The organism is Exiguobacterium sp. UBA5002 (assembly GCF_002396765.1).
Lineage (GTDB): Bacteria > Bacillota > Bacilli > Exiguobacteriales > Exiguobacteriaceae > Exiguobacterium_A.
Genome location: NZ_DGYQ01000012.1, coordinates 1 through 12,781, shown reverse-complemented (window position 1 = coordinate 12,781; position 12,781 = coordinate 1). Strand labels below are relative to the sequence as shown.

The 12,781-nt window shown below is 48.2% G+C and carries 14 protein-coding genes; 5 read left to right on the top strand and 9 right to left on the bottom strand.

Annotated features, from left to right (window positions below; translation table 11 throughout):
- The 4 genes from B4C70_RS01965 to B4C70_RS01950 all read right to left on the bottom strand — a co-directional run bounded on the left by B4C70_RS01965 (position 1) and on the right by B4C70_RS01950 (position 1,672).
- Positions 1–699 (bottom strand): lysophospholipid acyltransferase family protein, encoded by a 699-nt coding sequence (locus B4C70_RS01965; protein ID WP_029340873.1) that lies wholly within the window; start codon positions 697–699, stop codon positions 1–3.
- A 78-nt stretch (positions 700–777) separates the two neighbouring features.
- Positions 778–1,035 carry a hypothetical protein gene (locus tag B4C70_RS01960; protein ID WP_023467272.1) on the bottom strand — a complete coding sequence of 86 codons (258 nt, stop codon included), beginning with the start codon at positions 1,033–1,035 and terminating at the stop codon, positions 778–780.
- A gap of 38 nt (positions 1,036–1,073) precedes the next feature.
- Complete coding sequence (locus B4C70_RS01955) at positions 1,074–1,379, bottom strand: hypothetical protein (protein WP_290776702.1); 306 nt, start codon at positions 1,377–1,379, stop codon at positions 1,074–1,076.
- 125 nt (positions 1,380–1,504) lie between these two features.
- Positions 1,505–1,672 carry a hypothetical protein gene (locus B4C70_RS01950; protein ID WP_023467274.1) on the bottom strand — a complete coding sequence of 56 codons (168 nt, stop codon included), beginning with the start codon at positions 1,670–1,672 and terminating at the stop codon, positions 1,505–1,507.
- Positions 1,673–1,905: 233 nt separating this feature from the next.
- On the opposite strand from B4C70_RS01950, the gene B4C70_RS01945 reads away from it, so the two are divergent.
- The 5 genes from B4C70_RS01945 (at position 1,906) to map (ending at position 7,066) form a co-directional block, all read left to right on the top strand.
- Complete coding sequence (locus B4C70_RS01945) at positions 1,906–2,760, top strand: CvfB family protein (protein WP_023467275.1); 855 nt, start codon at positions 1,906–1,908, stop codon at positions 2,758–2,760.
- Positions 2,761–3,092: 332 nt separating this feature from the next.
- Positions 3,093–4,655 (top strand): DEAD/DEAH box helicase, encoded by a 1,563-nt coding sequence (locus B4C70_RS01940; RefSeq protein WP_290776700.1) that lies wholly within the window; start codon positions 3,093–3,095, stop codon positions 4,653–4,655.
- A gap of 106 nt (positions 4,656–4,761) precedes the next feature.
- Positions 4,762–5,028 carry a hypothetical protein gene (locus B4C70_RS01935; RefSeq protein WP_029340877.1) on the top strand — a complete coding sequence of 89 codons (267 nt, stop codon included), beginning with the start codon at positions 4,762–4,764 and terminating at the stop codon, positions 5,026–5,028.
- A gap of 72 nt (positions 5,029–5,100) precedes the next feature.
- On the top strand, positions 5,101–6,291 hold the full coding sequence (locus B4C70_RS01930) for an EAL-associated domain-containing protein (protein ID WP_023467278.1): 1,191 nt from the start codon (positions 5,101–5,103) through the stop codon (positions 6,289–6,291).
- Positions 6,292–6,304: 13 nt separating this feature from the next.
- Positions 6,305–7,066 (top strand): type I methionyl aminopeptidase, encoded by a 762-nt coding sequence (map, locus tag B4C70_RS01925; protein WP_414654406.1) that lies wholly within the window; start codon positions 6,305–6,307, stop codon positions 7,064–7,066.
- Positions 7,067–7,360: 294 nt separating this feature from the next.
- On the opposite strand, the gene menC is transcribed toward map, so the two are convergent.
- The 5 genes from menC to menD all read right to left on the bottom strand — a co-directional run.
- Positions 7,361–8,431 (bottom strand): o-succinylbenzoate synthase, encoded by a 1,071-nt coding sequence (gene menC / locus B4C70_RS01920; RefSeq protein ID WP_058704976.1) that lies wholly within the window; start codon positions 8,429–8,431, stop codon positions 7,361–7,363.
- Positions 8,428–9,810, bottom strand: a complete 1,383-nt coding sequence (gene menE, locus B4C70_RS01915) for an o-succinylbenzoate--CoA ligase (RefSeq protein ID WP_290776695.1) — start codon at positions 9,808–9,810, stop codon at positions 8,428–8,430. The genes menC and menE overlap by 4 nt, the downstream gene beginning before the upstream one ends.
- 63 nt (positions 9,811–9,873) lie before the next feature.
- A complete protein-coding gene (gene menB / locus B4C70_RS01910) occupies positions 9,874–10,698 on the bottom strand; it encodes a 1,4-dihydroxy-2-naphthoyl-CoA synthase (protein WP_023469886.1) in 825 nt (274 codons plus the stop codon).
- Positions 10,699–10,716: 18 nt separating this feature from the next.
- On the bottom strand, positions 10,717–11,493 hold the full coding sequence (menH, locus tag B4C70_RS01905; protein ID WP_290776694.1) for a 2-succinyl-6-hydroxy-2,4-cyclohexadiene-1-carboxylate synthase: 777 nt from the start codon (positions 11,491–11,493) through the stop codon (positions 10,717–10,719).
- Positions 11,490–12,781: 2-succinyl-5-enolpyruvyl-6-hydroxy-3-cyclohexene-1-carboxylate synthase (gene menD, locus B4C70_RS01900; RefSeq protein WP_290776692.1), on the bottom strand; the 1,292-nt coding region annotated here is incomplete at its 5' end. The genes menH and menD, both read right to left, overlap by 4 nt.

Here is a 12,781-nt window from a genome sequence, read left to right as displayed (position 1 = left end):
TTAGACACCTTCTACAATCTGTTTGATTTGCTGTTCGACTGTTTGGACGAGTTCTTTCTGTGTCATCGTACTCGGATCAATCGACGGTAAGATCGTGACGTCGACCGTGGCAGGACGAATCTTACCCGTCTCCTCCATGACACGATAACTTCCTGAAATTGCGACGGGTACGACGCGAGCGCCACTTGAGGTCGCGAGTGTGAAGCTTCCCGCTTTGAACTCCGCCATTGGACCGCCTTTGGAGCGTGTTCCTTCCGGGAAGATGATCATCGATTGTCCGTCCTTGATCGTCTCGACACCAGAACGAATCGCTTTCAGCGATTGGCGTCGATCTTTTCGATCGATCATGACACATCCCATCAGATTCATCCAAACATTGACGATTGGGATTTTATTCACTTCGATTTTTGAGATGAATGCTTTCGGTTTATCGATTGTTCCAAGTAGAATCGGAACATCGAAGTTCCCTTGGTGATTCGAGATGAAAACGACAGGTTCGTTTGCTGGGATGTGTTCACGACCTGTTACGTTGACACGAACACCAGCGAGTCGGAGAAGAGAGTTTGCCCAGGCGCTTGCTACACGCTGGACGAACGCATAGCGCGCGAGATGCGTTCGACGTTTTGCACTAGGTAAAAACGGTAAGGTACAGGGTAAGACAAGTCCAAAATAAATGAACCATATGACAGTACGTATCATGATGAAGTGACAGCTCCTTTTTTCATTACTGATGTTATTGTACAAAAAAAGACCGGGCGTCGCACCCGGTCTGCGTGATTATTCCCAGTAACGAGGTTCAGATTCCTCTTCGCTTTCTCCTAGTTCAAAGGTGAGGCGACGTGTCGTTGGATCAACAGAGAACGTAGCATTTGTATTGTCGATCTGTTTGATTTCCATCGTTTCCTCATCCAAAATGAGAGTCAAGCGGACCTTATCTTCGTGATCTACGAGCAGTACGCCATCTTCCTTCAACCATAAATCGATGACAGGGGAGTAGCGAAGTGTCCAACCGTTTGATAAAGGGATTTCGTTCATAATGAATCTGTTCCTCCTAGATGATGAAATCGTGTTCTTTATTTATCATGCTGGTCTGTCGCGGAGAATGCAAGTGGTGTGCTGGAATCTTGTTGAGGATAAGAGACTTGATAAGAAAGTTCACGCTTTTTCATCCGTTCGTACTGTTTTTTGACACGACGGTGTCGGATGTATTCAATGTAAGTCAGATAGGACGTACGTATCAGCTGGCGGATTGATGATAGTGACAGACAAATCGCTAGCGTAAAGACGAACACACCGATCGAACTCGTATAATAACCGGTAACAAAACTTAAATATGTAGTGATGAGACCCGCAATCGTCGTGAATAAGTAGAAGAGCACGTCCGTTTCCTCCTCGAAATTAAAATAATGGTATGTCCATTACAATTCGAGGTAAGCCGTGATTTTCCTTTATCGTCCTGTAAATGTCCGGAAAAAATAAAAAATCCACACGGAAGGTGTAGATTTTAAGGGCGGTCGATTTGCTGAAGCGCTGGTGTCTTCGGTGTCATATCCGTACTGTTCGATCCTTCTGCGAAGACGATTCCAATCGTAGCAAGGAACGCAAAAAATGCAAAAACCAATGTTTTCGTGAAGCGTCGTGCGAACGAACGCGATTGAATGTTATGAAACATTTTTATCCCCCATATTTACCTAAACTAAACCTTCTTTTTCCTGTTATTTAATCATATATCTTTTTTTCAAAAAAATCACGCAAATGTGTTCTGTTCACAAATATGTCACAACTGTCACCATTGTGTCGATATCAGAGATGAATGGAAAAAGAGTATAGTATGGTAGGGAAAGAACAGCAGAACGATTCACAAGGACTGGAATCGATTCAAATACAGAGAGGAGATGACCCGAAATGGGATTACGCGCAGGACAGGTTGTCACATTAAAAGTAGAACGCGAAGCAGAGTTCGGAGTGTTTCTGACAGATGGAAATGAAGACGTGTTGTTGCATAACAATGAACAAACACGGAAAGTAGCCCTCGATGAAGAGGTAGAAGTCTTCTTGTATCAAGATAATGAAGGGCGTCTAGCATCATCGATGACGATTCCAGAAGCTTCATTTGAAGACTATGTCAAGACGACGATTAATGGAACACGCTATAACACAGGAGTGTTCGCGAACATCGGCATTCAAAAAGACGTTCTCGTCTCACTCGACGATTTGCCGCAGCGCCGGATGTTCTGGCCAGAAGAAGGCGATCAACTCTTCATTCGTCTGAAACATGATCAGAAGCTTCGGTTACTCGGAGACCCTGCACCTTATGCATACTTCAACTTACGTGCGAAGCCAGCTCCAGAGGAGTGGAACAACATGGACGTCGAAGGTCTCGTCTTCTCACAACGTGAACCAGGCGTTAACGTCTGGGTCAACGATCAATCGATCGGATTCTTGCATGAACGTGAGATGGAACGCTGGCCGCGTCTTGGAGAAGTCTTGAAATTACGAGTGACAAATGTAAAACCAGATGGTACAGTATTACTTTCAGCACGACCACGTGCCTTTGAAGCCATTGATACAGACGCGGAGTTGATTCTGAACCATCTACTTGAACATGATGGTCAGATGCCGTATGGTGATAAGACAGCTCCCGAGACGATCGATGAAGTATTCGGTCTCAGCAAGGCAGCATTCAAACGAGCGCTCGGTCGCCTGTTGAAAGATAAAAAAATAGAAAAAAATGAAACGGGTATTCGGTTGACGAAATAATCGGACCGAGTAAGCCTGCGTTTCGAATAGATAGTAAGGAATTCATCATTTTGGTGGTTGCGGCTGGTTTGATTACCGGCGACCATTTACTGAATATACCCCATCACTAGTGGGGGCACGCGATGACGTACATCGCACGGTCCGGGCACTTCGCCTTTCCCTCGCCCTTATGGCAACGATTATGATGGTGACTTCCCTAAACATTATTATAAGAGAAACCACTCTATCTTTATGTGATAGATTCTGTTATAATAGGTAGTCGATTGTATTCGTTACGGTAGCGTCTGTTTAGTGGCAGACGTTTTTCATATGACAAAGGAGAGTATTTAGCATTGACAACATTTCGTGAATTAAATCTTAGTGAGGCACTTATCAAAGGTGTCCTAAAAATGGGCTTCGAAGAAGCAACACCAATCCAAGCAGAAACAATTCCAGTCGGACTCAGTGGCGTTGACTTAATTGGTCAAGCACAAACAGGTACTGGTAAAACTGCAGCGTTCGGTATCCCAACAATCGAGCGTCTTGACGCAAAATCACGCAACATCCAAGCGTTGATTCTTGCTCCAACACGTGAGCTCGCAATCCAAGTAGCAGAAGAATTGAACCGGATCGGTGAAGTAAAACGCGTTCATGCACTTCCTGTTTACGGCGGTCAGCAAATCGATCGTCAAATCCGCGCACTTCGCAAAAATCCACAAATCGTCGTTGCGACACCAGGACGTTTGATGGACCACATGAACCGTAAGACGTTGAACCTCGATCACGTTCAAACGGTCATCCTTGACGAAGCAGATGAGATGTTGAACATGGGATTCGTCGAAGACATTGAGAAAATCCTCGGTGCACTTCCTGAAACACGTCAAACACTCTTATTCTCAGCAACGATGCCACCACAAATTCGTAAAATCGCAGATCGTTTCATGACGACTCCGACACATATCAAAGTCAAAGCAAAAGAAATGACAGTTGAAAACATCGACCAGTCATTCATCGAATTGAAAGAAAGCCAAAAATTCGACGTTCTTTGCCGTTTGATCGACACGGATTCTCCGGAACTCTCAATCATCTTCGGTCGTACGAAAAAACGTGTTGACGAAATGACTGAAGGTTTGATCCAACGTGGATACACAGCTGACGGTTTACACGGTGACTTAACACAAGCAAAACGTGACCAAGTCATCCGTCGTTTCAAAAAAGGAACGATTGATATCCTCGTCGCGACAGACGTTGCAGCACGTGGTCTTGACATCTCTGGTGTCACACACGTCTACAACTTCGACGTCCCACAAGATCCAGAGAGCTATGTTCACCGGATTGGTCGTACGGGTCGTGCTGGTAAAACGGGATCGGCTGTCACATTCGTTACACCACGTGAATTCGGTCAAATCAAAACAATCGAACGTGTCACGAACAAAAAAATGTCACGTCGTCATGCACCAACACTTGATGAAATCTTAGAAGGCAACTTGAAGCTTGCTGCACAAGAACTCATCAAACGCGTTGAAGCAAAAGACTCAAAAGAATATACGACACTTGCACAAGAACTCTTAGAAGAGTACGAAGCAGTGGAACTTCTTTCAGCAGCACTTAAAGGATTGACGAAAGAGCCGGATGCAACACCAGTCCAAATCTCTTCAATCGAACCAATCCGCGTGAAACGTTTCGGTAGCAACGGTGGTGGAAACCGTCGTCCTTACGGAAACAAAGGTGGAAGTGGAAGCGGCAACCGCAGTGGCGGATACCGTGGAAACAACCCACGTGGCGGTAGTGATCGTCGTGAAGGTGGTCGTTCATCTTCTTCATCAGATCGTCGTGAAGGCGGTTATGCTGGACGTAGCAACCGTAGCGAAAGCGATCGTAACCGTGGTGGACGTAAACCACGTTTTGAAAAGTAAACGATTCGAACCGATTTGTCACAGACAAGTCGGTTCTTTTTTATGATTTATCTGAGCGGTCATGATAAAATGAGCCATGAACGATAGGGAGAGGGCTGAATCATTCGTGTATACCATTTATGTAGCAGCATCCGTCTGTCTCGTTGCACTGATTATCGCGACGAAAAAGATTTGTGAGCGGACGACAAAAGGACATTTTCGTTATATTCCGTTGGCGACCTTATTATTTGGCGGCATCATCTTTCTTGTGCTAGCCATCGGTAAGGGGGGAGCCGTCGGAATCCAATACGGTGTCCTGAGTATCATCTACTTGACGGCGACATTCGGTGTGTACTTGTATATCGCATTGAGGAAAGATACGACGTTATCGTAAAACAGGGGCTCTCTCGTTACAGAGAGGCTCTTTTTTTGTTAAGATAGAACAAGAGTACAAGGGGGGAATAGAATGGATGCATTAGATGTCATCGTTCATCCCGAAGAGATAGAGGCATGGTTTCAACCGATCGTAGGCGCTGCCCCTTTTAAGGTGGAAGGGTATGAAATCCAGTCCCATTTTCGTGGAGAACCGTTAAAACCATTTTTTCAGGAAGATGATGTTCCAATCGAGTATCAACTCGAAGTCATGGGGCATGTCGTCCGTCAAGCATTCCAAAAAGTACCCTCCGATGCACAAGCGTTTATTCTGATCCGTTGTCGTCCAGCTTGGCTGTTTGAAAACGGTGGGGAGGACTTCTTGCATGTCTTACGGACGGTCGACTCGTCGTTTCCAAAAGAGCGGATGTACGTTACTTTGACGGATGTCCAAGTCGATGATTTTGACCGTCTGGGTCGGATCGTTGCGTATTACCAGAACTCTGGACTGAAGGTAGCGCTGGACCGTGCGGAAGCAACGAGTCTTGAACGTGTCTTTTCGATGTCGCCGGATATGTTGATCGTCGATTTATCCTCCATGATTGAAAAAAAGACCGTCTCAGCGTCGTATCCACATCTCTTACAGACGATGGAGCATCTTTGCGACCAGCTTGGAGCGCCACTTTTGTATAAGAATATCAGTCATCTCGGTCAACTTCGGTATGCGTGGCAACACGGAGGACGTTACTACATGGGGAATCTACTTGGAGAAGCATCACCTGAATGGGTCATGACCTGTCCTGGTATGGAAGTGTTGATCCATGAAGTCCCGATGTTTTATAAATATGATCGCGAGCAGATGAATCGCTTGTTTCAGCTAGAGCAAGACTGGACGGTTCGATTTAATGAAGATTGTCAGTCCTTGAAGCCGGAGCAAGATCTCGATCAATGGTTGCTGACGCTCGCCCGGAAGATGGAGCCGGAATTCATCCGGTTTTATATAACGGATGCGAATGGATTCCAACAATCTTCAAACGTCAGTAAAAAGAGTGGGGAGTGGAAACTGTATTCCTTCTACAAAGGGTACAACTGGAGTTTCCGTCCTTACTTCATCCGGACGACGGTAGCTATGGAACGACGACATAGTGGATATTTGTCCGAACGGTACGTCGACTTCAGCTCGAGTGAACAAACGCGGACATTTAGTATGCCGCTTAGTAATGGGATGTTCTTATTTGCGGATATCTCTGCAGATTATCTATATCAAGAACGATTGAGTGAATGAGGAGGAAATGAAAGTGTTAGATTATGATTACGAGGCATTACGAGAAATTGGACGAATCGTCGCCATGGCACGCGATGAGATGGCGGATGCCGTCAAACCGGGAGTCACGACGAAGGAACTCGATGACATCGGAGCACGCATCCTGAAGGAACAGGGAGCAGAGTCTGCTCCAATCGTCATGTACGATTTCCCAGGAGCGACATGTATCAGTGTCAACGATATCGCAGCACACGGTATCCCAGGGAAGTATGTCATTCAAGAAGGTGATATCGTCAATGTCGATGTCTCGGCTGTGAAGAACGGTTACTACTCGGACACAGGGAAGACGGTCATCGCAGGAGAAGCAAAACGTCCGGAAGATGTCCGACTCGTTGAAGTGTCATTGACGGCGCTTGAGAAAGGACTTGAAAAAGTCAAAGCCGGAACGAAGGTCAACCAGATCGGAAAAGCAATCTATGCCGAAACACGTAAGAGCGGTTTCACGGTCATCCGTAACTTAGCGGGACATGGTCTCGGTAAGACACTTCATGGTGAGCCAGAATCCATCTCGAACTACTTCAATCGTGAAGAGAATGATTTGTTGAAGGAAGGCCAAGTCATCGCTGTCGAGACGTTCATTTCAACAGGAGATGAGTTCTGTATCGAAGATGAGCGGGACGGTTGGACGTTATACACACCGAACCGGAGCCTCGTCTCACAATTCGAGCACACGGTCGTCGTCTTGAAGGACGGGTATGAGATTTTGACGAAAGTCGAAGGCAAAGAATCGTTCTAAGAAAAGCTCATATAGTAAAACACGAGAAGGGGGCTGACTCAAAAGTCAGTTTCCACAAAGGTAAGGGTGGCAGAATGATAATCTGCCACCCTTACTTCATAACAAAAAGAATGACGCGTTTCACGCATCTCCTACAGGAAAAAGCGCATCTTTGCGCTGTCAGAGACAAACAAGACCAGCTTTCCTGCTTGAATAAGGCAGGGAAAGCTAGCTTGTGTCTCGACTGAGGAAAGGGCGTGAAAAGACGCGTCATTCTTTTTTGAGTCAGCCTCCTTTTTCGTCGTAGTGCTCCTATTATAAGGATATCCGGGACGTTGCCAATTTGTTTAACTGTGACTCGGATACGGCTGGAGCGGAATAACGAATGTGTCCGTGTTCGACATGATACGGGGTCTCAAGCAAATCTTCTTCGAAATAATCGGCAGTACTTGCCATATCGATCGGATAAGCGAGTCCAGGCAGTGTTGCAAAAGCAAGGGTCTGACGACGCCCGATACCGCTCTCGAACATCCCACCGAGCCAGTATGGTGCTTTTGTTCGAAGGGACAAAGCGTTCGTCAGTCCACCGACGCGTGCCGGCTTGATGTTTAGAATCTGACCAGCGTGGAGCGTCTGCATCAACTCGGCATCTGCTGGAGCGACGATGGATTCATCCAGACAAATCGGTGTCTGTAAGAGTCTAGCGAGACGTTGATGTCCGGACCAATCCGACGCTGCGAGCGGCTGTTCCATCATAACGAGACCGAATGAATCCCACTGTTGTAATAGAGGGAAGTCTGCTTCAGTGAAGCTGCCGTTAGCGTCAAACATCAAGGGCGCATCAGGGAAAGCGGCACGTACTTGCTCAAGAACGACGGTATCCGTCGGAGCGAGCTTCAGCTTGATCCGTCCATATCCGGAAGCGATCGCTTGTCCGACGGCTTCGACGGTCTGTGCTGCAGAAGCCCGTCCGAGTGCTTTCCCGCAAGGTACGAGAGATGATTCATCACCTCCGAGATACGTGGCGAGCGATTGACCGGTAGCTGCTGCGAATAATTCATAGATCGCGCCTTCGAACATCGCCTTTGCCATCGGATTACCTTGCACGATGTGGAATCGATCCGTAACGTCTGCTGGATGATGGAGCGGTTGTTCAAGTAATCGATACAGCAGCGGAGCGATTCCTTGAAGAGAGTGCTGTGTTTCCGATGTATACCACGGTGTATCAAACGCGACACCTTCCCCGTAACCGATTCGTCCTTCCGAATCAGTCAGACGCAAAATCGTCGTCCGACGTACTGTCAGCGTCGAGAGGGCGGTTTGCATCGGACGACGAAAGACGAGCGGAACATCGAACAGTTCGGCAGACCGGAGAGTGATACTCATAATAACTCCTTCAGTTGCTTCCGCAATAGTTTACCGTTCGCATTGCGTGGCAGCGCGCTATGATAGATATAATCAACCGGACATTTATATTTAGCGAGCAATTGACTGATTTCCGTTCGGACGATGACTTCATCGAGTGTGCTGACGATGAAGGCGACCGGAACCTGTCCCCATTTAGCATCAAATCGTCCGACGACACCTGCTTCTTGAATTCCATCAATCGAGAGAAGTGCTGATTCGACTTCAGCTGGATAAATGTTTTCCCCACCTGAGATGATGAGGTCGCTTCGACGATCGAGGACGTAGAGGTATCCATCGGCGTCCAAGCGTCCTAAGTCACCAGTCTTGAAAAAACCGTCTGCCGTAAACGCTTCTGCCGTTTTCTCTTCCTCATGAAAATAACCTTTCATGATCGTCGGTCCTTTGACTTCGATTTCTTGATGACGTGTAATGCGGATTTGTGTCGGATGAATCGCTTGTCCGGCCGATCCAATCTTTCGTAAGGCATCCTCTGGCAAAAGAGTCGCGATTTGAGAAGCCGTTTCTGTCATCCCGTATGTCTGCATGACCGGGATATTGCGGTCGAGTGCACGCGTCAGAATCGGTAATGGCACAGGACCGCCTCCTGTCAGTACGACGCGAAGCGCGTGGCGACGTAGCCCGGCTTCGAGCAGTCGATCAAGCATGACCGAGACGAGTGAGACGTGGGTGATCTTTTCCGTCGTAATCCAGTGCAAGGCGCGTTCTGGTGAAAAATGTGGCTCAAGAATGATCGGTACTCCGTAGATGACCGCCCGATAGACGACAGCTAATCCACTCATATGGAACAGCGGCGTGACGATCAAAAAACGATCCTCTGGCAGTGATCCGATATGACGCGCGGCGTTCGTCGCACTTGAAAAATGATTCAACATCGTTTGTTCGACGGCTTTCGGATGTCCGGTCGTACCACTCGTAAAGAGCATCGATTGGACGTATTGCTTGGGCATATGGCGTATTAACAGGTCAGGTGCTTCTTTTTCATAAGAGAAAGCCACGCACGGAATCCTTGTATCAAGTGTCCGGTCCGTCACGATGAGCCGTACATCTGCCTGCTTGAATTGACGTAATACTTCCGTTTGCGTCAAACGTGTGTTGATCGGGACGACGGTCAGTTCAAGCAATTGAGCTGCGTGAAGTGCGACGATGTAGCGCGCACTCGATGGACCGTACAGGGCGATCCGGTCTCCGCGTGTCACGATCGTCGCCCAAGTACTCGCTAAGCGATGCGCGCGTGCATATAGTTCGGACCACGACCAACGCTCTGTTTCCGTAATGAGTGCGATGTCATCCGGCTGTTCTTTTGCCCGTGTATAGATCCAAGGATACAAAATAGTCACTTCCTTTTGAGATGAATATACGAAAAAGGTTCAATGTCGTAAGACGATTGAACCTTTTTTTCATTATGGGAAACGCGGGAACTGTCCGAAGTCCGGGTTGCGTTTTTCTTTGAACGCATCGCGTCCTTCTTTTGCTTCGTCCGTTGTGTAGTACAACAACGTTGCATCTCCTGCGAGTTGCTGAATCCCTGCAAGACCATCTGAATCAGCATTGAATGCCGCTTTAAGGAAACGAAGAGCCGTTGGTGAATGTTGAAGGATTTCAGCACACCATTGAATCGTTTCTTGCTCGAGATCTGCGAGTGGGACGACCGTGTTGACGAGTCCCATATCAAGTGCTTGCTGTGCGTCATATTGACGGCAGAGGTACCAGATTTCACGCGCTTTCTTGTGTCCAACAACGCGTGCGAGGTAACCAGAGCCATATCCAGCATCGAATGAACCAACTTTTGGACCAGTTTGTCCGAAGCGGGCGTTGTCTGCAGCGATCGTCAAGTCACACACGAGGTGAAGGACGTGTCCGCCGCCAATCGCATAACCTGCGACCATAGCGATGACTGGTTTTGGGATGACACGAATCAAACGTTGAAGATCAAGAACGTTCAAGCGTGGAATTTCATCGTCACCGACATATCCACCATGTCCACGTACCTTTTGATCTCCGCCAGAACAGAATGCGAGATCGCCTTCACCTGTTAAGATGATGACGCCGACATTTTGATCGTCACGTGCACGTGAAAATGCGTCGATGAGTTCGTGGACCGTGTGTGGTCGGAACGCATTGCGAACTTCAGGACGGTTGATCGTGATTTTCGCGATCCCGTTCCATTGTTCATATTTGATGTCTTCATAGCTGCGGGCTGATACCCATTCCGGAGCATATTTCATGTGAATTCCCCCAATATGTTAGTGATGAATAAGTAGATTCTCTACCATTGTAACAAACTTTTGCGGTTGGTCGATATGTGGGGCGTGCGAAGCGTGCAAAATCACGTGAATTTTTTCAGGTGATGCCGCTCGTGAAGCGATGGCACGGAATTTTTCATCCTCTGCCCCGACGATCCAATCAATCTCTTTCGGAAGGCATGACCATAGGGATGGCATGCTTCCTGTACCTTGTGTACGTAACGAAGCACTTAAACCTTCAACCGTTTGGGACAGACGCTCCTGACGCAGTCGCATACGTTGCGATTCCGGGAGAAGGGCTTGGGGTTTAAATAATCCAAGTGTCTCCCAGTGATCGATAAAAGCTTCGAGTCCGCCTTTTTCAAGGCGCTCCGCTAACTTTTGATCGGATGTACGACGTAATTTTCGCTCCATTGCCGTCTTAAGACCGGGTGTCGTACTAACGGCAATCGTTCGAGCGATTTGCTCAGAGACGACGCTCAGCATTAAAGCGATTCGTCCGCCCATCGAATATCCGAGGACGATCCATGGCTCGGATCGCATAGCGAGCAGTGCCTCGAGATCCTTGACCTGTTGCGTCAAACGCATTCGTTGCTCAGACGCCGGTGTCGTTTTTCCATGTCCCATCAAATCGAGGCGATAGACGGTGAAGTGAGTCGATAAATGCTCACTTAGCATGTCCCACGTCGAGAGGGAGCCTGTAAAACCATGAAGCAATAGGAGCGGTGGACCCGATCCCTCGATTTTCACATGATACGTATGGCCACGCAAAATCATTGGAACACCTCGGCTAACGCATGATTCGTCACGTCCCAGATCGAACGGTGCATCTGTACGTTTTCTGTTCGTGTCGTCTTGACTTCAAGAATCCGAGTGACGTGCGTCTCTTCCGCAAGTGCTTGACGTAACGCGGCAATGGAATCGATCGCCTGATAGGTTACACCGTATCCGGAAGCGAGAGAAGCGAAGTCGAGATGCTGCGGTGTACCGAAGAGTGGTTCGAATACCTCTTGCTCAAGTCGTTGTTGCGGTAAAAAGCTAAAAATGCCACCACCTGCATTGTTGACGAGAATGATCGTTAACGGAAGCGTCCGTGCTGTCATCAGACCGTTAATATCATGAATGAACGCCAAGTCACCGACGAGTAAGTAGCGATGTGTGGCATCAAACGTTGCTCCTAGAGCGCTTGAGAGAATGCCGTCAATTCCGTTCGCTCCTCGGTTCGCGAGTAGACGAAGGGATGTTCCTGTCGGTAGGAACGTATCGACATCCCGTATCGGCATACTGTTCGAAACAAAGAGACTTCCGTCCTGTAACGTCGCCAATGCACGGACGACGTTATATTCCGTCATCTCCTCTTGATCGATTGTCGCAAAAGCAGCGGCGACGCGTCGCTCCGCCTGTTGCAACAGTGTCAGATACGCAGGATCGTGCGGAACAGATTCATGATGCGCGAGTTGTCGCGCGTGACCAATTACGAAATCCGAATGAAGCTGTGGATCGCGCCAGTTTCCTGGATGACCGACGACCGTCGTCGGAATCTCCCGAGACCAAAGCAGATAAGGTTTTGACGTCGGCATGGCACCGAAACGAATGATTCGGTCTGGTCGGACGTGCTGAGCGGTAGCGGGATGTTTGAGCCATGTATCGTAATAGGCAAAAACGTGAGCATCATGCGATTGTCGTCCTTGACTGAGTGGATCCGCCAACACCGGAATCCCTGCTTGTTTCGCATACGAGATGACAACCTGACTGTCCGCCGCAGTAAGTTGTGGTCCAAGTACAAAAAGAAGACGCTCTTCTTGAAGTGCGGTCGCTAAAGCGTTGTTTACGCCCGGTGTCGGTTCAGGTAAAACACCGACCGGGCGCCCTGTCCGTAAGAGATCGAGTTCCGGCACGAGCGGTTCACGTAAGGGAACGTTGATTTGAACCGGGCCAGCTGGTTCCGTTAGAGAGAGTAGGGTTGCGCGTTGTGCAACATGAGCGACGTAAGGAAGGCTCGCTTCTTCTGCTAACGGAAGATCAAACGCATGCCGAACCTGCTTCCCGTACAGACCAACCTGAT

Excerpts from the sequence above, each read along its gene's own strand:
- B4C70_RS01965 (WP_029340873.1), bottom strand. The coding sequence starts at position 699 with ATGATACGTACTGTCATATGGTTCATTTATTTTGGACTTGTCTTACCC.
- B4C70_RS01960 (WP_023467272.1), bottom strand. The coding sequence starts at position 1,035 with ATGAACGAAATCCCTTTATCAAACGGTTGGACACTTCGCTACTCCCCT.
- B4C70_RS01950 (WP_023467274.1), bottom strand. The coding sequence starts at position 1,672 with ATGTTTCATAACATTCAATCGCGTTCGTTCGCACGACGCTTCACGAAA.
- B4C70_RS01945 (WP_023467275.1), top strand. The coding sequence starts at position 1,906 with ATGGGATTACGCGCAGGACAGGTTGTCACATTAAAAGTAGAACGCGAA.
- B4C70_RS01930 (WP_023467278.1), top strand. The coding sequence starts at position 5,101 with ATGGATGCATTAGATGTCATCGTTCATCCCGAAGAGATAGAGGCATGG.
- menC (WP_058704976.1), bottom strand. The coding sequence starts at position 8,431 with ATGAGTATCACTCTCCGGTCTGCCGAACTGTTCGATGTTCCGCTCGTC.
- menB (WP_023469886.1), bottom strand. The coding sequence starts at position 10,698 with ATGAAATATGCTCCGGAATGGGTATCAGCCCGCAGCTATGAAGACATC.
- menH (WP_290776694.1), bottom strand. The coding sequence starts at position 11,493 with ATGATTTTGCGTGGCCATACGTATCATGTGAAAATCGAGGGATCGGGT.